The following is an 18,596-nucleotide window of genomic DNA, read 5'->3' on the forward strand; positions in this document are numbered from 1 at the left end:
GTGTCGTCGATCATGTGCCCTCCCCTGGCGATCGCTGCGATGGGTCCAGTCTACATGGAAATCCGCTGAGCGCAAGGTCTCAAAGGACGAATACTGTTTGTGCACAACATCATTCGCGCGGTTCGAGTCGGCCGATTCTTGTCGGTGGCGTGTGGTAACGGGCGCATTCCCGTGGACTCCGACGTTCGCGAGGCGCTGCCCGAAAACTAGTTGTTGTGATGTTCTTTTGAGTGGACGTATCCATAACAGTTCTGAAGGCGCCGACGGAGGGGAGTTGGCCAGGGCGATGAACGCCGCGAGCGAGTGAAGCCCGGAGCCGGCTTCGGTCAACGCTCGATGGTAGGTGCTGGCAGCTTTGATGTGGGCGTCAATATTTCGGCTCATCCGCGTCGTTCATCGATCGGCGCTCGGCCGGCCTGCCGGTGCGGTTCGAATTGCTCGCGTCACCTGCGCAGTACCAATGCCGCGACCTGGCTGGCAGTTCATGAACCGGGCAGGCTACAGGGCCCGATACCCGCCGTCGACGCGAACCCAGGTCGGGGCTTGCGTGGCGTCGCGGAGATGACGTTTGACGGTCTTGAAGGTGGCTGTCTCGGGGAGCTCGTCGGCGAGACGAATCCGGTGCGGCCACTGCTTCGAGCCGAGATCGGCTTGCGTGGAGACGAAGTCGGTGAACGAGGCTGGGTCGAGATCGCCGTCGGTGACCAGAACTGCTTCGATCTCGTCACCGATCTCGACGGGTACGCCGAACACTGCGACTTGTCGAATCACCGGATGGCGCAGGAGAATGCGTTCGATGGGGCCGGTTCCCAGGTTCTCGCCGTCGACGCGCAGCCAGTCGCCCAGGCGGCCGGCGAAGTGGAGATAGCCGGCTTCGTCGACGCACCCGAGGTCGCCGGTGTGGTAGACGCCGCCCCGTATCCGATCCGCTGTGGCATCCGGATCGTTGTAGTACCCGCTGAACAGTCCGGAGCCCGAGGTGTTCACGATCTCGCCGATCTCGCCCGCGGGAGTCGGTGCCGCGGTCTCCGGATCGACGAGGCCGACGGGAGAACGTAAGGGGCCCAGCGCCTCCGGTGGCGTGTCCGGTGTACGGGTGATGGCTACGCCGCCCTCGGTGGACCCGAACCCGTCGACCACCGTACAGCCGAAGCGACGGGCGAAGCGTTCGCGGTCGGCGGCAGATGCCTCGTTGCCGTAGACGATGCGGAGCGCGGTGGTGGCGTCGTCGGGCGCCTCGTCGGTGGCGAGAATGTAGTTCAGCGGCTTGCCGACGTAATTGGCGTAGGTGACCGCGTAACGTTTGACGTCGTCGACGAAGCCGCGGGCGGAGAACCGGCGCCGCAACACCATCGACGCCCCGCCGGCCAGCGCGACCGACCAGCCGGCGATCATCGCGTTGGAATGGAACATCGGCATCGACAGGTAGACGACGTCATCATCGCCGATACCGAACCGCTCGGCGAGCATCACGCCGGCCGCGGCAAAGGTCCGCTGAGTGCAGCGCACCGCCTTCGGTTCCCCGGTGGTGCCGGACGTGAAGATCAACATGAGCAGGTCATCTGGGGAGGTGTCTCGCGGGACGGGCCGGGGCGCAGGAAGGTCTGCGGTGCCGGGATCGGTGAACCGGTGGACGTCATGCACCGGCACCCCGACCTCGACGCCATCGAGAAGCATGGCGGTGTGCTCGTCGACGAGGACGAATCGGCAGTCGGCGCGGGCTATGTCGGCGGCCAGCGCGCCACCGCGCCGGGTGGTGTTGAGTCCGACGATGACCAGATTCTCGAGCGCCGCCGCGGCCACCAGGATGCTGAATTCGACGACGTTGTCGAGCAGCACCCCGACATGCGGTGTGCCGGTGTCGCCGAGCATCGCGCGTAGCTCGGCCGCACAGGAACCCGAGCGCCGCAGATGCTCCGAGTACGACAGGAATCCGCCTTCGTGGTGGACGCCGCGGTCGTCGACGTCGGCCAGTGCGCTCAGCAACTGCGCGACGGTCGCCGTGGACGATCCGAGCTCGGCGGTGGTGGACACGAGACGGGCTGCCGTTCAGGCAGGTACGGCTGCCAGTGCCGCGCCGATCGCGGCGAGCATCACCGGCGCCGATCCGAGGGTGAACTCGTTCTGCTTGGCGCGCAGGAAGTATCGATGCAGTGGGTGAGTGGTGTCGAGGCCGACACCCCCGTGTACGTGGACCGCGGTGTGGGCGATCCGATGCCCGGCGTCGCAGGCCCAGAACTTGGCGGTCTGCACCGCGACCCGGAGATCATCGCCGCCGGAATCGGATTCGGGCGTGTCATCGGCAGCGCGGGTGAACAGCCAGGCCGCCGCGGTGGTGGTGAGCGACAGACCCTGTGCATCGATGTAGCCGTCGGCGAGGCGCTGCGCGACGGCCTGAAATGATCCGATGGCCCGGCCGAACTGCTCACGCTCGGTGGCATATCCGGCGGTCAGTTCCAGTGCGCGGCTGACGGTTCCGGACTGATCGGCGCACACCGCGAGCGTCAATCGGTCGGTGATCTCGGTGACGGTATCGGCGCCACCGTGCAATATGCGGTCATCGCCGACGACGACCCCGTCGAAGTCGATCGCACTTGTCGGGGTATTGCCGGTGGCCGGGGTCCCGATGCAGGTGATCCCGGGCGCATCGGCATCGACGACGACGGCGCGCACCCCGTCCGGCGACATCGCGTTCACCACGATCGCCGCGGCCACCTCGGCGTATGCCACGTTGACCTTGGACCCCGAGAGGCTCCAGCCGGTCTCGGTGCGGGTCAGCCGGGTTTGCGGGGTGCCCGGATCGGTACCCAGGTCTTCCTCGAACGCGACGGTGAGCACTGCCGCGCCGGTGGCGGCCGAACCGAGCAGATGCTCGTTCAGCGTCGGCGAACCGTACGCGGCGATCACCGGCGCCGCGGCGACGGCATGCGGGCCATACGGTACCCGTGCCAGGCGTCGTCCGAGTTGCTCTGTGACGGCGAGAGTTTCGAGGATCGACGCACCGGCGCCGGCATCGCCGACCGAATCCGGGTCGAGCTCGAGCCCGAGGAGCCCGGCCGCGCCGAGTTCGCGCCACAGCACGTCGTCGATGGATGCGTCGTTCGCCTCGAGCTTCGCGACCCGCTCATCGGTGCTGACCTTCTCGGCGATGTCACGCGTCAGCCCGCGCACATCTTCGGTGGTCTCAGAGGCTGTGAAATCCATTGTGCTGCTCTCGCGTCGGCGTCGGTAGGGGTTGGCAGTCGGTGGTCAGCGTCGCTGATGGGGCAGGCCGAGGGCGGTCATCGCGATGATGTCGCGCTGCACCTCGTTGGTGCCGCCCCCGAAGGTGAGGATGAGCGAGGTCCGTTGGAATCGTTCGAGTCTGCCGAGCAGATGCGCCCGAGAACTGCCCGCCCGGATGGTCGCCGCGGGTCCGAGGATTTCCATCAGCAGACGGTATGCCTCGGTGGCGAATTCGGTGCCGAACACCTTGGTGGCCGACGCGTCCGCGGGGCTCGGCGCCCCACCCGAGGCGGCCGCCGACGCGATTTTCCAATTGAGGAGTTTGAGGAACTCCACCTTGGCGTGCACCCGGGCCAGGTTCTGGCGCACCCACGCCGTATCGATGAGGCGTTCGCCGTCGCCGGTCTTGGTCTGCTGTGCCCACGAGACGGTCTCGCGCAGCGCGGTCTGGATCGGTGCGGCACTGCACAGGGCGACGCGTTCGTTGTTGAGCTGATTGGTGATCAGCGACCACCCGCGGCCCTCCTCGCCGACCAGCGAACTCGTCGGCACCCGCACATCGGAGTAATAGGTGGCGCTGGTGTCGACGCCGGCCATGGTGTGCACCGGTGTGTAGGAGAATCCATCGGCGTCGGCGGGCACGATGAGTACCGAGATACCGTGGTGCCGTTTGAGTCCGCGCTCGTGCCCCTCCTCGGTGAGGGTGGCCGGGTCGGTGCGGCAGGCCAGCCAGAGGTAGTCGGCGTAGGCGACCAGGCTCGTCCACATCTTCTGGCCGTTGATCACGTACTCGTCGCCGTCGCGCACCGCGGTGGTCGCCAGCCCGGCGAGGTCGGTGCCGGCGGCGGGCTCGGAGTAGCCGATCGAGAAGTGCAATTCGCCTGCAGCAATCCGCGGCAGGAAATAGGACTTCTGCTCCGCGGAGCCGTAGTGCATGATCGTCGGTGCCACGGAGTTGATCGTGAGGAAGGGGACCGGCGCCCCGGCGATCGCGGCCTCGTCGGTGAAGATCAACTGATCCATCATCGACCGGTTCTGTCCACCGAACTCGGTGGGCCACCCGAGCGCCAGCCAGCCGTCGGCACCCATCTGGCGCACGACGTCGCGGTAGGCGTCACCCTCGCCGAGTTCACCGTCACCACCGGACAGGGCGGCCCGGCGATCATCGGTCATCAGGCCGGTGAAGTAGGAGCGCAGTTCACGGCGTAGCGCCGATTGCTCGTCGGTGTAGGCAATGCGCATGGTGGACTCCGTCGGAGGATCAGGCCGCGCGGGCAGGTAGCGGGCGGGTCGAGGGTCGCGGCCGCACGCACGGACGTGACATCGGGACTCGCCAATATCTGAAACACGTTCTAACGTGTTTGGCGAAGCCCGTCAACCAGCGGGCGTAACCGAGGAGGAGCGAGTCGATGCATATCAAGGCCGATTTCGACCTATGTGAGTCGAATGCCGTCTGTGTTGGGATGGCGCCCGACATCTTCGAGCTCGATGACGACGACTACCTGGTGATTTTGAAGGACGAAGTGCCCGAGGGGCGGGAGGCGGAGCTCCGGCAGGTGGTTGCGAGCTGCCCGAAGTCCGCGTTGTCGATCCAGGAGTGAGTTTCTGACGAAACCGCCCCGAGGTGATGCCGCCACCGGCTAGCCTGTTAGAACAGGTTCTAGTTTTCGTTCACACGGGGTTTGGCTGAAGGGGTTTCACGTGACTGCTGGATCGTTGGAGGGCCGCGTCGCGGTCGTCACCGGTGCCGGAGCGGGCCTCGGCCGCGCCGAGGCGCTCGGGCTGGCCGGGCAGGGAGCGACGGTTATCGTCAACGATCTGGCCGCGGCGCTGGAGGCCAGTGACGTCATCGACACCATCACCGCGGCCGGCGGCACCGCGGTGCCCGTCGCGGGCGACATCTCGGATTCGGCCACCGCGGCCGAGATCATGCGGACCGCCACCGCCGACCTCGGCCGCCTGCACATCGTCGTGAACAACGCAGGCGTCGTGCGCGACAAGATGCTGTTCAACCTCACCGACGACGACTGGGATCTGGTCCTTCGGGTGCACCTGCGCGGGCACTTCCTGCTCAATCGCAACGCGGGTGCGTACTGGCGCAACGAGTCCAAGGCCGCCGGGGCGCCGGTGTACGGCCGCCTGATCAACACCTCCTCGGAGGCCGGGCTCCTCGGCCCGGAGGGGCAGGCCAACTACGGTGCCGCGAAAGCCGGGATCACCGCGCTCACGCTGTCCGCGTCACGCGCGCTGGGGCGCTACGGCGTCCGGGCCAACGCCATCTGCCCGCGGGCGCGCACCGCGATGACCGCCGGTGTCTTCGGGGACGCACCCACCGCAGGTGTCGACCCGCTCTCGCCCGATCACGTGGTGAAACTCGTGACCTACCTTGGCGGTCCGGATGCCGATTCGGTTACCGGACAGGTCTTTGTCGTGTACGGTCCCCGAGTCATGGTGATGGCCGCGCCCACGGTGGATGAGGTCTTCACCGCGGAGGGGGATGCATGGGACGAGGGGGACCTTGCCAAGACGTTGAGCAGCTACTTCGCCGACCGCGATCCGCGCCGCACATTCTCGGCCCGCGACCTGATGAGCTGAATGGTCCGCGAGTTGATGAGCTGAATGGTTGCTGTGGGTCAAGTGACCTACTATTGACCGATCCCGGTGATATGTTGCGCGTGAGTTCCAAGGCTTGAGGAGTGCTGTGCTGAGCAGGCTTGCGGGGCCCCTCGATGGGGTGGGCGACTTCGTCGCGCTCGGGGTCGACTCGACCCGGGAACTGTTCCGCCGGCCCTTCCAGTGGCGGGAAACCGTCGAACAGTCCTGGGCGATCGCCCGGGTGTCGATGGTGCCCACGCTCCTCGTCGCGATTCCCTTCACCGTTCTGGTGAGCTTCACCCTCAACATCCTGCTGCGCGAGATCGGTGCGCAGGACCTCTCCGGCGCGGGCGCCGCCCTGGGCACCATCACCCAGATCGGTCCGATCGTGACGGTGCTGATCGTCGCAGGCGCCGGGGCGACCGCGATCTGCGCCGACCTCGGCGCGCGCACCATCCGCGAAGAGATCGACGCGATGAAGGTGCTCGGCATCAATCCGGTGCATCGGCTCGTCGTGCCGCGCATCATCGCCTCCACCGGGGTGGCGGTCCTGCTCAACAGCCTGGTCTGCACGATCGGTATCGGCGGCGGCTTCGTGTTCTCGGTGTATCTGCAAGACGTCAATCCCGGCGCCTTCATCGCCAACCTGACACTGCTCACCGGGTTCGGCGAGTTGATGATCTCGATGGTCAAGGCCGCACTGTTCGGTCTGTTCGCCGGGATGGTCGGCTGCTACCAAGGGCTCAACGTCAAAGGTGGCGCGAAGGGTGTGGGCGACGCGGTCAACGAAACGGTCGTCTACTCCTTCATGGCGCTGTTCGTGGTGAACGTCGTGGTGACCGCGGTCGGTCTCAAGGCGACGGCGGGGTAGCGGGATGGTCCTACCGTTCACCACCCGGCTCCGCACTGCGCGTGTGGCGGTCAAACGCGCCGGCGAGGACTGGAACCAGATCGGCGATCAGGCCCTGTTCTATTGGGACAGCATCATCTCGATCCCGCGCGCGGTCCGCCTCTACAAGCGGGAGACGCTGCGACTGATCGCCGAGATCTCCATGGGCACAGGTGCACTCGCCATGATCGGCGGCACCGTGGTGGTGGTCGGGTTCCTCACCCTGTTCACCGGCGGCACCATCGCCGTGCAGGGCTACAGCTCACTGGCCAACATCGGCGTCGAGGCGCTGACCGGATTCTTCTCCGCCTTCATCAACGTGCGCATCGCCGTGCCGGTGATCTCCGGCATCGCCCTGGCCGCGACGATCGGTGCCGGCGCCACGGCACAGTTGGGCGCGATGCGTGTCAGTGAGGAGATCGACGCCCTCGAGACGATGGCGATCTCCTCGATCCCCTATCTGGTGAGCACCCGCATCGTGGCCGGGATGATCGCCATCGTCCCGCTGTATTCGCTGGCCTCACTCGCGTCCTTCCTGGCCAGCCGCTTTGCCACCGTCGTCCTCTACGGACAGTCGCCGGGAGTCTACGACCACTACTTCAACACCTTCCTGATCCCGTCGGACATCCTGTGGTCGTTCGTACAGGCCATCTGTATGGCCATCGCGGTCATGCTCATCCACACCTACTACGGCTACAACGCGACCGGCGGCCCCGTCGGCGTCGGCGTCGCCGTCGGCAACGCCGTCCGCGCGTCGCTGGTGGTCGTCGTCGTCATCACCCTGCTCACCTCCCTGGCCATCTACGGCTCCGACGGCAAATTCAACCTGGCGGGCTGAGCGATGGCGAGACGGCAGGAACGCGGCAACGCGGTGCGCAAGGTCGCCGCGGTGGTCATGGTCGGCACCCTGGTCGCCGTCATCGCCGCCGCCGCGGGCTCGTTCCTCGGGTGGTTCGCCGACACCGAACAGATCACGCTGCAAGCGCCCCGCGCCGGCCTGGTGATGAGTCCGGATGCCAAGGTTCGGTTGCGTGGCGTGCAGGTGGGCAGGGTCAAGTCGATCACCGAGACCGGCGACCATGCCGTCCTCGCCCTCGATATCGACTCCGACCAGATGTCGCAGATCCCGGGCAATGTGACCGCACAGATCAAGTCCAACACCGTCTTCGGTGCCAAGTCGGTGTACTTCGAGGTCCCCGAGTCCGGGGCCAGCGGCCAACTGCAGCCGGGGCAGGTCCTCGACGCAGATCACGTCGTCGTCGAGCTCAACACGGTCTATCAGCAACTCGTGTCGGTGCTCGCCGACCTGCAGCCCGAAAAGCTCAACTCCACCGTCGGTGCCGTCAACACCGCGCTGACCGGCCGGGGCGCCGATATCGGGAATTCGCTGGCCCAACTGTCCGATCTGCTCGGCAAGACCAACCCGCACCTGCCCGAGCTCGACGAACTGATCCGCCAGACCGCCACGGCCACCAACGTCTACGGCGATGTGATGGGTGATCTGATGCGGACCATCGACAACGCGGTGTACACCGGAAACACCTTGCGCAGCAATGCCTCCAATTTCGATGCCCTGTTGATCAACGTCACCGGCATGGCCAACACCATCAACAACGACGTGCTCGTCCCGTCGAAGGCCGACCTGATGGCGACGCTGAGCCAATTCGACCCGGTGTCACAGCTTCTCGGCTATCAGGCGCCGGGGATCTCCTGCTTCTTGCGCACCACCGCCACCGCCGCCGACATGGCCAAGCCCCTCGAGGGCGGTGACAACGGCATGCTCAAGCTCTACGCCGGACTGCTGCCCGGCAAGGAGCCCTACACCTACCCGCGGAGCCTGCCGCGCATCGGCGCCCAAGGTGCCCCCACCTGCGCCGGCGGACTGAGTGATCCGAGCACGACCGAACACTCGAAGTTCTACGTGACCGACAACGCGCCGGTGCCCTACCAGCCGCGCATGACGCCAAAGGTCAACCGCGAGAAGCTCTTCAACTTGTTGTTCGGGGAGCCGAGCCTTGGATAACCGCGCACGCGCCTTCCGCGCGACCGTCATCAAACTTGCTGCCTTCGCCATCGTCATGGTCCTGGTCTTCATCGGTCTCGTCGTGGTGTTCAGCAGCTACCGTTCCGGCAGTTCCGACGACTACAAGGCGTTGTTCACCAGCGCCTCACAGATGAAGTCGGGCAGCAAGGTCAAGATCGCCGGGGTGGAGGTGGGATCGGTCGACGGGGTGTCACTGACCCGCGACAACGAGGCGCAGGTGCGGTTTTCCGTCGACGAGCAGTACAAGTTGCCGCGATCGGTGCGGGCGCTGATCCGGTATGAGAACCTCACCGGCGACCGGTATCTCGAACTACAGCAGGGCCCCGGCGATCCCGACGACCAGCTCTCGCCCGCCGACACCATCCCGATCTCGCAGACCGAGCCGGCCCTCGATCTCGACAAGCTGCTCGGCGGGTTCAAGCCGTTGTTCCGCACTCTCGACGCCAAGGAGGTCAACGAGCTGTCCACGTCGCTGGTCGCGGTGTTCCAGGGACAGGGCCCGGCGTTGAACAAGCTGCTCGGCGACACCGCGACCTTCACCAATGCGCTCGGCAACCGTGATCAACTCATCGACAGCGTCATCGACAACCTCAACCAGATGCTGGGCACCCTCGACGGTGACCGCCGGGGCCTCGACACCGGCCTCGACCAGATGCAGATGCTCATCACCGGGCTCTCGGCACAGCGCGGCACCATCGGCAATTCGCTGACCCAGACCGCGCAGGTCACCAACGGGCTGGCCGACCTCCTCTCGTCGACCCGCCCCGGGCTGAAGTCGACGCTGACCAGCATCGGGGTCGCCTCCGACAACGTTCTGCAGGCCGAACCGTTCCTGCGGTCGCTGCTGCCGCGGCTGCCCAACGACTACAAGATGCTGTCGAATCTCGGCAGTTACGGTGCGTGGCTGCAGATCTACTTCTGCCGCATCCGGCTGCTGCTGAGCGGTCCGGACGGCAAACAGTACTTCTTCACCTCCAACGACGTCATGGGAGACACCACCAAGGCCGGGGGGAGGTGTTCGACGCAGTCATGAGTATCAGTGGATCTTTGGGAAATCTGTTCGGCACCAAGCGTTCCGGGTCGGGCGAGGCCGACGTCGCGCGGGAACACAAGCGCGGTGGGCGGACCCGTCGGCAGATCGGGATGATCGGCATCGTGCTGACCACGATGGTCGTCATCGTCGCCCTGCAGATGGACAAGTTGCCGCTGATCTCGCCGATCAGCACCTACACCGCATATTTCGACGACGCCGGTGGTCTGGTCACCGGCGACATCGTCACCGTCGCCGGGGTGAACGTGGGCACCGTGGAGAAGATCGAACTCGCCGACACCGATCAGGGCACCAAGGCCGCAGTGGCCTTCCGGCTCGCCGACACCGTGCAGATGGGCACCGACACCCAGGCCGCGATCAAGACCGAAACCGTGCTCGGCCGAAGGAATCTGACGATTCTGCCGCACGGCCCGGGACATATCCAGCCGGGCGGTGAGATCCCCAACCGCAACACGGTGGCGCCGTATTCGCTGACCGACGCGCTCGACAACGCCACCGACACCTTGTCGCAGACCGACACCACCCAGTTGAACAAGGCGCTCGACACGCTCTCGGTGACCTTCTCGGCCACCCCCGATCAGGTGCAGGGCGCCGTCGACGGTGTCGCGAAGCTGTCCAAGGCGGTCGCCGACCGCGACAATGCGCTGCGTGAACTGCTGGCCAAGGCCAACGGCGTCAGCAAGATCGTCGGCGACCGCAGCAAGCAGCTCAACCAGTTGCTCCTCGACGCGAACATGCTGCTCGGTGAATTGCAGTTCCGGCGGACGGCCATCGCGCAGTTGATCAGCGGAACCCGCGACGTCGCCGCGCAGATCAGTGGGTTCATCGCCGACAACAACGCGCAGCTGACGCCGGTGCTCGACAAGTTCAACCGGGTCCTCGACATCCTCAACGACAACGAGGCGAACCTGAAGAAGACGGTGGACCGGTTGGGGCCGTTCGCCAACGCGCTCGGCGAATCGGTGTCCAACGGTCCGAACTTCGACTCGCTGGTCGGGGTCAGCACGTTCGGTGACTACACCGCGACCTTCATGAAGGTGCTGCAGCAGAAGTATCCCGAGGTCGCGCAGGCCTTCGCCTATTCGGGATTCCCGTTGCTGCCCAACGCATGGAGTCAGGCCCCCGGCGCCAACAGCCGTCCGGCACCGGGCCCGGCGCCGTCGCCGACGATCCCCACACCCCCTCCGACGACAAGGCCGGGTGGCTGAGATGAGCAGACGATCCGGATTCGGCACGGCCACGGCCGACGGCGGGACGCGGCGCACCGCATGGGTGGTACTCGCGGTCGTCGTGTTGGTCGTGCTGGTGGCGGTGCTCGGCTACGTCGGCTATCACCGCTCCACGACCGCACGGCTGACCGCCTACTTCGCCGGCACCACCGGCCTCTACGAGGGCGACTCGGTGCGGGTGCTCGGCGTCAAGGTCGGAAAAGTCGCGTCGATCACGCCGCGCAGCGGTGACGTGAAGGTCGAACTCGAGGTGGAGCGCAGCGTCAAGATCCCGGCCGACGCGCGTGCCGTCGTCGTGGCGCAGAGCCTGGTCTCGGGGCGCTTCGTCCAGCTGACGCCGGTGTACTCGAAGGGCCCGCAACTGACCGACGGCGCCGACATCCCGATGGAACGCACCGCCGTGCCGATGGAATGGGATCAGGTCAAGGCGCAGTTGCAGCGGGTCACCGAAGCCGTCGGCCCCCACGGCGCCGACCCGGGCGCCGCAGCGCGGGCCGTCGACGTCGGCGCCCAGAACCTCGATGGTGCGGGCACAGCCATCAACAACTCGATCACCCAGCTCTCCGATGTGATGGGCACCCTCGCGTCCGGGCGCGACGACCTGTTCACCACGATCCGGAATCTGCAGAAGCTGACCGATGCGCTCTCGTCGAGTCATGAGCAGATGGTGCAGTTCAACGGCCGCATCGCGTCGGTGTCGAGTGTGCTCGCCGACAACACCGATCAGCTCAACGGTGCGCTGCACAACCTGGATTCGGCGATGACCGACGTGCAGAACTTCATCAACACCAACCAGAACTCGCTCACCGGGGCGGTCTCGCGGCTGGCCAAGACCGCGGGCATCCTCGCCGACAAGGACGAGCAGATGCGCGGGTTGCTGCATTCGGCACCCAATCAGCTCGCCAACTTCTACAACATCTACAACCCGCTCACCGGGTCGTTGTCGGGTGTGTTCGGCCTCGGTATGGGCAACAACCTCATCACCCTGCTGTGCGGCACGATGGAGGCCAACAATCGGCCCGGGCAGAGCGAGGTCGACATCAACAAGTGCGTCGACACCCTGGCGCCGGTCTTGCAGTCGATCGTCGTCGCCTACCCGCCGTTCATGACCAACCCGGTCAACGGCATCAACGCGACGCCCGGTCAGGTCACCTACCAGAACGCCGACGTGGCGGCGCGGGCGCAGCAGGGCATCCGCGATCAGGACGCGGCCACCCGCCGTGCCAACGGGGGCGGCCCGCTGGCCGATCTGCTCGTGCCGTGGGGAGGCGAAGGATGATGGGCAGGCCACAGGTGCGGCATCTGCGCCTGATCCTGCTCGTCGCGACGGTCACCATCGTGGCGTCGGCGTGCAGTTTCAACGGCATCAACAGCCTGCCGGTGCCCGGCGCGCAGGGCACGAGCCGGGATTCGTACCAGATCAGCGCGGTCATCCCGAGCGCCACCGGCCTGGTGAACAACGCACCGGTGCTCATCGACGACGCCACGGTCGGCAGCGTCGGGTCGATCACCGTCGCACCCGGATGGAACGCGAAGGTCGTCATCCGGCTCAATCCCGGGGTGAAGGTGGCCAAGGGGTCGCACGTGATGGTCGGGATGACCAGTGTGCTCGGTTCGACCCACCTCGAGATCGTCGAGCCGGCGCCGGGTGATCAAGGCGATCTGGCGCCCGGTGATCAGATACCGTTGCCGCACTGCCCCAAGGCCGACAACATCGACCAGCCCACCAGCAACCCGGTCCCCGACATCAACTCCGCCCAGCAGGTGCCCGGCTGCAACTACCCGTCGACCGAGCAGGTGCTCAGCGCGTTGTCGGTGGTGCTCAACGGTGGTGGACTCTCGCAGTTCGGCGACATCGTGCATGAGATGAGCCAGATCTTCGCGGGCCGCGATCAGCAGATCCGCGCGTTGATCCCGCGGCTGACGACGCTCGTCGGCGATCTGAACCGGCAGCGCGACAACATCATTCATGCGACCGAGGGTCTCGACCGGCTCTCGCTCGCGGTGAACCAGCAGACCCCCACCCTGCAGAAGGCGTTGCGTGACGGCCCGGAGATCCTGAAGCTGCTCAACGATCAGCGTCAGCAATTCGTCAACGCACTCGACTCGGTCGGCCGGTTGTCGGCGACCACCAACGATGTGCTGGATGCGAATTCGCAAGACATCAAGACGATCGTCTCGAATATGGCCAAGGCCTTCCAAGGACTTGCCGCCGCCGGCCCGGCGCTGCCCGGTTCGCTGCGACTGCTCCTCACCTTCCCGTTCCTGGAAGAGGAGATCCCGACGATGGTCAAGGGTGACTACATCAACTCCGACCTCGTCCTGGACCTCACGATTCCCAAGCTGCAGCGCAGCATCCTGCGCTCGGTCGGCGTCGTCGGTCCCGAGGGCATCACCGGCCGGCCCGCGGGCGCCGCCGGGCGTGGGCTCAACCCGTTCACCTCGCCGCTGCAGCCGGGCGGCGAAACACGTTCCGAGAACGCCGCTCCCATCCCGGCGACGCAGAACCCGCCGCGCTCGCAGGGCGGTGGCCACTGATGAAGATCACCCGTTTCGTCCGGATTCAGTTGACGATCTTCGCCATCATCACCGTCGTCGCGATCGTGGCGATGGCCCTGTTCTATGTGCGTATTCCGGCGATGTTCGGGGTGGGGCGCTACCAGGTGACCCTGCACATGCCCGATACCGGCGGCCTCTATGAGAACGCCAACGTCAGCTTCCGTGGCGTCAACGTCGGCAAGGTCAAGTCGGTACAGCTCACCGAATCGGGGGTGTCGGCACAGTTGTCGATCGACAGCGACACCAAGATCCCGGCGAACTCGGCGGCCGCGGTGCGCAGCGTCTCGGCGGTCGGTGAGCAGTACGTCGAATTCACCCCGCCCCCCGGCGATTCGAGCACCGACGACCTGGGTGACGGTGCAACCGTGTCCACCAAGGACGTGCCGGTGGAGATCTCGGCGGTGCTCGACCAGGCCACCGCACTGCTGAACCGGGTCGGCGACGCCAACCTGCGCTCACTCATCGACGAGGCCTTCGACGCGTTCAACGGCACCGCCGAAGACCTGCGCCGCCTGATGGATTCGATGATCCTGCTGGTCGACGACGCCAACAAGAACTCCGATGTCACCATCGACCTCGTCAAACAGGCCGGTCCGTTGATGGCCACGCAGTCGGCGACGGCCGGTCAGATCCGGGCGTGGACGGCCGACGCGGTGAAGGTGACCGATCAGCTGCGCGCCAACAATCCCGAGATCTCCGACCTGCTCGCGAAGGGTCCGGCGGCGGCCGCGTCGGCACAGAAGCTGTTCGCATCGATGGATCAGTCGCTGCCGCTGCTGCTGGCCAACCTCAACACGGTGTCGAAGACGACGGCGGTATATCTGCCGAATCTGCAGCAGGTGCTGGTGATCTACCCGCGGCTGATCGACACACTCCTGACGGCCGTCAACGCCGGAGATCCGCGTTACGGCCCCAGCGTCGAGTTCTCGCTCGGCTTCCAGGATCCGCCGCCCTGCACGATCGGGTACCTGCCGCCCTCGCAGTGGCGCAGTCCCGCGGAGCAGAATGCGCGGGAACTGCCGCCGGGCATGCTGTGCCGGGTGCCGCAGAACTCGCAGATCGCGGTGCGCGGCGCCCGCAACTATCCGTGTACGGAGTTCCCCGGCCGACGCGCGCCGACCCCCGAGGAGTGCCGAACCGGATACAAGCCGATCAGCAACCGCGTGGTGCCCTTCCCCAACGGAATCCCGGGTCTGCTGCCCGCACCTGCAGGTTATGTGACCCAGGGGACGCCTACCGCACATGAGGCCGGGCCGGCCGTCTACGGCACCACGTACGATCCGGGGTCGGGCGACTTCATCGGCCCGGACGGACGCACGTACAACGCCGGCACCGGCGAGCAAGGACACGACACGACATGGCAGAGCCTGATCACGGGAGCGGTGGACGCCCGGTGAACTCGGCTTCGCGCAAGATGGGACAGGTGCCATCGGCGCCGGTGCGCTCGGCACCGCTGCGTCGCCGCCGCAAGACGGAAAAGCCCGAGCCCGGCGCAGCCGAGCCGACCACCACCGAACCGACCACCGCCGAGCCGACCACCACCGAACCGACCACCACCGAACCGACCACCACCGAACCGACCACCACCGAAGACGCCACGCCCGAAGGTGATGTCTCGCTGACGAAGTCGCCGGCCGAATCGGCGGACACGAGCGACTCCGCCACCGACCCGGACGCGTTGGTGGCGTCGATGAGTTACCGCGAACGGCGTCGCCGTCGGCTCGCCGCATCCGGTGACACCGCGCCCGCCCAGGTCGCCAAGGTGTCGGCGCTACGCGCCCGTTCGGACCGTTCGATCCTGAAGCTGGTCGCGACGAGTCTGGCGGTGCTGATCATCGTCGGCTGCCTCGTCGCCTCGGCGGTGTTCGCGATCGCGCTCGGCCGCATCGATCACCAGCGGGATCTGCGTGCGGAGTATTCAGGTTTCGCCCAGCAGATGACGGTCACGATGACCAGCCTGAATCCCGGCAACGTCGACGCCGCGATGAAGACCATGTCCGACAAGACCAGCGGGACCGCGCAGCAGCGGCTCAACGAGTCCATGGGACAGGCGGTTTCGCTCGTGCGGGATCAGAAGCTGGATGTGTCGTCGCGGGTCATCAGTGACGCCGTCACCAAGGCCGCCGACGACGAGGGTTCGGTGATCGTCGTATACGGCTGGCAGATGAAGCCTGCGGATCCGAAGGAGCAGACCATCGTTCAGACGTTCCGCTGGCGGGTGGACATCACCCGGATCAACGGCCAACTGAAGATGACCGATTTCGAGTGGGTGACCTGATGCGGCTCTCGGTCGGGCAGGTGGTCGCGGGCGTAGTGGCGGTGCTGGTCGTCGCCTCGGTGGCGCTCGCCGGTGTGCTCGGGTATCGCTACCTCGATGCCCGGTGGACAGAGGACGCCCGGGATTCGTCGCTGGCGGATGCGAAGTCTTATGCGACAACGATGTTCGGCTATGACCCGGGGAATGTTGCTGCGCATGTGGACGGTACGAAGTCGGTGGTGACCGGTCCGGCGAAGGCCCAGTACGACAAGCTGATCACGAAACCCGTTCCCGGACAGGACATAAGCTTCGTCGACGGGGTGCGCAAACAGCAGGTCGTCTCGCAGGCGGTGATCCAGGACGCCGGGGTCGTCACCAACACCCGGGACTCCTCGACGGTGCTGCTGTTCATGAACCAGTCGGTCAGCCGGGGCGGCAAGGACCTCGTGCGCGTCGATCCGAGTCGGTTGACCTTCTCGATGATCAAGCGCGACGGACGCTGGCTGATCGAGAACATCGACATCATCACCGACGATTCGTTCCGCAGCCGCATACAGCAGGTGTCGACGCCACCTCCGGGGGCGGTCCCGCTGCCCGGACCGAGCGAGTCTCCCGCCCCGTCGTCGAGCGCGACCCCGCCGGCAGGCCCCGCGCCGCAGAGCTCGCCGGTGCCGACCCCCTGATCGGCTTCCCGCTCAATCAATTCGTTCCCGCTCGACGATCTCGTCGAGCGGGAACGAAATCGTTGAGCGGGAACGTCAGTGAGCGGGACGGCCGGGATCAGGACTGGGTCGGGGTGTAGCCCATCGGCAGCATCGTCGACTTGTGCTCGACGAAGGACTCGAGTCCTTCGGGGCCGCATTCACGGCCGATGCCGGAGTTCTTGAAGCCGCCGAACGGCGATCCCGGGTCGATGGCATAGAAGTTGATACCGAAGGTCCCGGTGCGGATCTTGCCGGAGATCTCGATGCCCCGTTCGATGTCGGAGGTCCACACCGATCCGGCGAGCCCGTACTCGGAGTCGTTGGCGATCGCGATGGCCTCGTCGACGTCGTCGTAGTCGATCACCGACAGCACCGGTCCGAAGATCTCCTCCTGGGCGATGGTCATGTCGTTGGTGACGCCGGTGAAGATCGTCGGGGTGATGAAGTTGCCGCCGTCGAGGCCCTCGGGGCGCACGCTCTCCAATACCGCCGTGGCGCCTGCGGCCTTGCCTGCCTCGATGTAGCCCTCGATGCGTTTCAGCTGGCGCTCACTGATCACCGGACCGAGCTGAACCTCGGGATCGGTGGGCAGCCCCACCTTCATCGTCTTGGCTGCGGCGACCATCGCGTCGACGATCTCGTCGTGGCGGCTGCGTGGGACCAGCACGCGGGTCTGCGCGACGCACGCCTGGCCGGTGTTGAACAGGCCGAGGAACACCAGCATGCCGATGTTGGCCTCGACGTCGACGTCGTCGAGGACGATGGCCGCGGACTTGCCGCCGAGCTCCAGCGAACAGCGTTTGAGGGACTGGGCGCAGGCCGCACCGATGGCCTTGCCCGCCGCCGTCGACCCGGTGAAGGTGATCTTGTCGACGTCGGGATGGTTCACCAGGGCCTCGCCGGTCGCGGCGGCGCCGGGCACCACCGAGATGACGCCCTCGGGCACACCGGCTTCGGTGAAGATCTCGGCGATCAGATTCGCCGTCTGCGGGGTCTCGGGCGCGGGCTTGAGGACGACCGAACAGCCGGCAGCCAGCGCGGCACCGAACTTGTTGCACACCAAGAACAATGGGACGTTCCACGCGGTGATGGCGCCGACCACGCCCACGGCCTCACGGGTGACCAGGGTGGTGCCGAACAGGCCGGTGCGGTACTCCTCCCACGGATACGTGCGGGCGGCGGCGGCGTAGGCGCGCAGCACCCCGGTGCCGGGCAGTTTCTGCAGCATGTCGATGGCGCTCGGCGGCGCACCCATCTCCGCGGAGACGACGGCGCCGATCTCGTCGAAGCGGGCGTCGATGAGGTCGGCCACCCGGTCGAGTACGTCGGCACGTTCGGCAGCGGGCTTGCCCGACCACACCCCGGACGCGAACGCGGCGGCCGCGGTACGCACAGCGGTGTCCACGTCGGTCTCGTCGGCCAGCGGCACCGATCCGACTCGTTCGCCGGTGGCAGGGGAGAAGACCTCGAGGATCTCGGTGGAATGCGGCGCGACCCAGGATCCCCCCAGGTACAGGCTGGTGTGGTCGCTCCCGACGCCGGTGCGGGTGCCGGCCTCGACGGTCTCGGTCATGTAGGTGCTCCTCGGTTGTGAACTACTCCACAACCGATGTTAGAACACGTTCTAATTTCCGTCGATGGTGTCGCCGAATCTGCAGCCTTTGGTCGCGTTTTCCGCGACTAAAGGCTGCAGATTTTCGCGACCGGTCAGAGTCCGCGGGTGGCGAGCAGGTGGGCCAGGTGGGCTTCGATCGGCGACTGGTCGGTAGCCACGACGGTGTCGGTGTCTTCGTACGTGTCGTCGTGGGTGATGATCTCGACGATGTCGTAGCTGCCGGTCGGGGTGCCGATGGTGGTGCGCAGGATCTTGTCACCGGGTGCCAAGCCCACCAGGCAGCTCCGGTCCGCGGTGATCGGATCGGTGAAGGTACCGGTACTGCTGTCCGGCAACGGATTACCCGCGTCGGGTGGTTGCCGGTGGATTTCGGCACGCACCTTCGCGAGCCCGGCGGTGAAGTCGGGCCCGACATCAGGCAGTTTGTT

16 protein-coding genes and 1 pseudogene are annotated in these 18,596 nt (G+C 66.3%); 12 read left to right on the plus strand and 5 right to left on the minus strand.

Going from position 1 to position 18,596, the window contains the following annotated elements:
• Positions 1–498: 498 nt before the first annotated feature.
• From ACLQ3C_RS20975 to ACLQ3C_RS20985, 3 genes are read right to left on the minus strand one after another with little or no spacing between them, the layout of a single operon-like run.
• The gene (locus ACLQ3C_RS20975; RefSeq protein ID WP_425707035.1) at positions 499–2,034 is read right to left on the minus strand and encodes an AMP-binding protein; all 1,536 of its coding nucleotides are present in this window, start codon (positions 2,032–2,034) and stop codon (positions 499–501) included.
• Positions 2,035–2,049: 15 nt separating this feature from the next.
• Positions 2,050–3,204, minus strand: a complete 1,155-nt coding sequence (locus ACLQ3C_RS20980) for an acyl-CoA dehydrogenase family protein (protein WP_425707036.1) — start codon at positions 3,202–3,204, stop codon at positions 2,050–2,052.
• Positions 3,205–3,249: 45 nt separating this feature from the next.
• Positions 3,250–4,467 carry an acyl-CoA dehydrogenase family protein gene (locus tag ACLQ3C_RS20985; protein ID WP_425707037.1) on the minus strand — a complete coding sequence of 406 codons (1,218 nt, stop codon included), beginning with the start codon at positions 4,465–4,467 and terminating at the stop codon, positions 3,250–3,252.
• Positions 4,468–4,634: 167 nt separating this feature from the next.
• Here ACLQ3C_RS20985 and ACLQ3C_RS20990 point away from each other — a divergent pair, with 167 nt between their 5' ends.
• The 12 genes from ACLQ3C_RS20990 to ACLQ3C_RS21045 all read left to right on the plus strand — a co-directional run bounded on the left by ACLQ3C_RS20990 (position 4,635) and on the right by ACLQ3C_RS21045 (position 16,532).
• A complete protein-coding gene (locus ACLQ3C_RS20990; protein ID WP_425707038.1) occupies positions 4,635–4,826 on the plus strand; it encodes a ferredoxin in 192 nt (63 codons plus the stop codon).
• A gap of 100 nt (positions 4,827–4,926) precedes the next feature.
• Positions 4,927–5,820 (plus strand): 3-oxoacyl-ACP reductase, encoded by an 894-nt coding sequence (locus tag ACLQ3C_RS20995; protein WP_425707039.1) that lies wholly within the window; start codon positions 4,927–4,929, stop codon positions 5,818–5,820.
• 106 nt (positions 5,821–5,926) lie between these two features.
• A complete protein-coding gene (locus ACLQ3C_RS21000; protein WP_425707040.1) occupies positions 5,927–6,691 on the plus strand; it encodes an MlaE family ABC transporter permease in 765 nt (254 codons plus the stop codon).
• A 4-nt stretch (positions 6,692–6,695) separates the two neighbouring features.
• Complete coding sequence (locus ACLQ3C_RS21005) at positions 6,696–7,547, plus strand: MlaE family ABC transporter permease (RefSeq protein WP_425707041.1); 852 nt, start codon at positions 6,696–6,698, stop codon at positions 7,545–7,547.
• A gap of 3 nt (positions 7,548–7,550) precedes the next feature.
• Positions 7,551–8,732, plus strand: a complete 1,182-nt coding sequence (locus ACLQ3C_RS21010) for an MCE family protein (protein ID WP_425707042.1) — start codon at positions 7,551–7,553, stop codon at positions 8,730–8,732.
• A complete protein-coding gene (locus ACLQ3C_RS21015; protein WP_425707043.1) occupies positions 8,725–9,786 on the plus strand; it encodes an MCE family protein in 1,062 nt (353 codons plus the stop codon). Before ACLQ3C_RS21010 ends, ACLQ3C_RS21015 begins: the two co-directional genes overlap by 8 nt.
• Positions 9,783–11,012 (plus strand): MCE family protein, encoded by a 1,230-nt coding sequence (locus tag ACLQ3C_RS21020; RefSeq protein WP_425707044.1) that lies wholly within the window; start codon positions 9,783–9,785, stop codon positions 11,010–11,012. The genes ACLQ3C_RS21015 and ACLQ3C_RS21020 overlap by 4 nt, the downstream gene beginning before the upstream one ends.
• 1 nt (position 11,013) lies before the next feature.
• Positions 11,014–12,312: an MCE family protein gene (locus tag ACLQ3C_RS21025; protein ID WP_425707045.1), complete on the plus strand. Its 1,299-nt coding sequence runs from the start codon at positions 11,014–11,016 to the stop codon at positions 12,310–12,312.
• Positions 12,312–13,571 (plus strand): MCE family protein, encoded by a 1,260-nt coding sequence (locus ACLQ3C_RS21030; RefSeq protein WP_425707046.1) that lies wholly within the window; start codon positions 12,312–12,314, stop codon positions 13,569–13,571. The genes ACLQ3C_RS21025 and ACLQ3C_RS21030 overlap by 1 nt, the downstream gene beginning before the upstream one ends.
• A complete protein-coding gene (locus ACLQ3C_RS21035; RefSeq protein WP_425707047.1) occupies positions 13,571–14,989 on the plus strand; it encodes an MCE family protein in 1,419 nt (472 codons plus the stop codon). The genes ACLQ3C_RS21030 and ACLQ3C_RS21035 overlap by 1 nt, the downstream gene beginning before the upstream one ends.
• Entirely contained in the window at positions 14,986–15,870 is an 885-nt protein-coding gene (locus ACLQ3C_RS21040; RefSeq protein WP_425707048.1) for a hypothetical protein, read from the plus strand. The genes ACLQ3C_RS21035 and ACLQ3C_RS21040 overlap by 4 nt, the downstream gene beginning before the upstream one ends.
• Positions 15,870–16,532 (plus strand): hypothetical protein, encoded by a 663-nt coding sequence (locus ACLQ3C_RS21045; protein WP_425707049.1) that lies wholly within the window; start codon positions 15,870–15,872, stop codon positions 16,530–16,532. Before ACLQ3C_RS21040 ends, ACLQ3C_RS21045 begins: the two co-directional genes overlap by 1 nt.
• A gap of 97 nt (positions 16,533–16,629) precedes the next feature.
• Here the strand turns inward: ACLQ3C_RS21045 and ACLQ3C_RS21050 are convergent, their stop codons facing one another.
• Together ACLQ3C_RS21050 and ACLQ3C_RS21055 are read right to left on the minus strand one after the other, a co-directional pair.
• Positions 16,630–18,126 carry an aldehyde dehydrogenase gene (locus ACLQ3C_RS21050; protein ID WP_425707050.1) on the minus strand — a complete coding sequence of 499 codons (1,497 nt, stop codon included), beginning with the start codon at positions 18,124–18,126 and terminating at the stop codon, positions 16,630–16,632.
• A 134-nt stretch (positions 18,127–18,260) separates the two neighbouring features.
• Positions 18,261–18,596: pseudogene (locus tag ACLQ3C_RS21055) on the minus strand (hypothetical protein); the annotation flags it as partial.

Source organism: Gordonia sp. DT30 (assembly GCF_049844915.1).
Taxonomy (GTDB): Bacteria; Actinomycetota; Actinomycetes; order Mycobacteriales; family Mycobacteriaceae; genus Gordonia.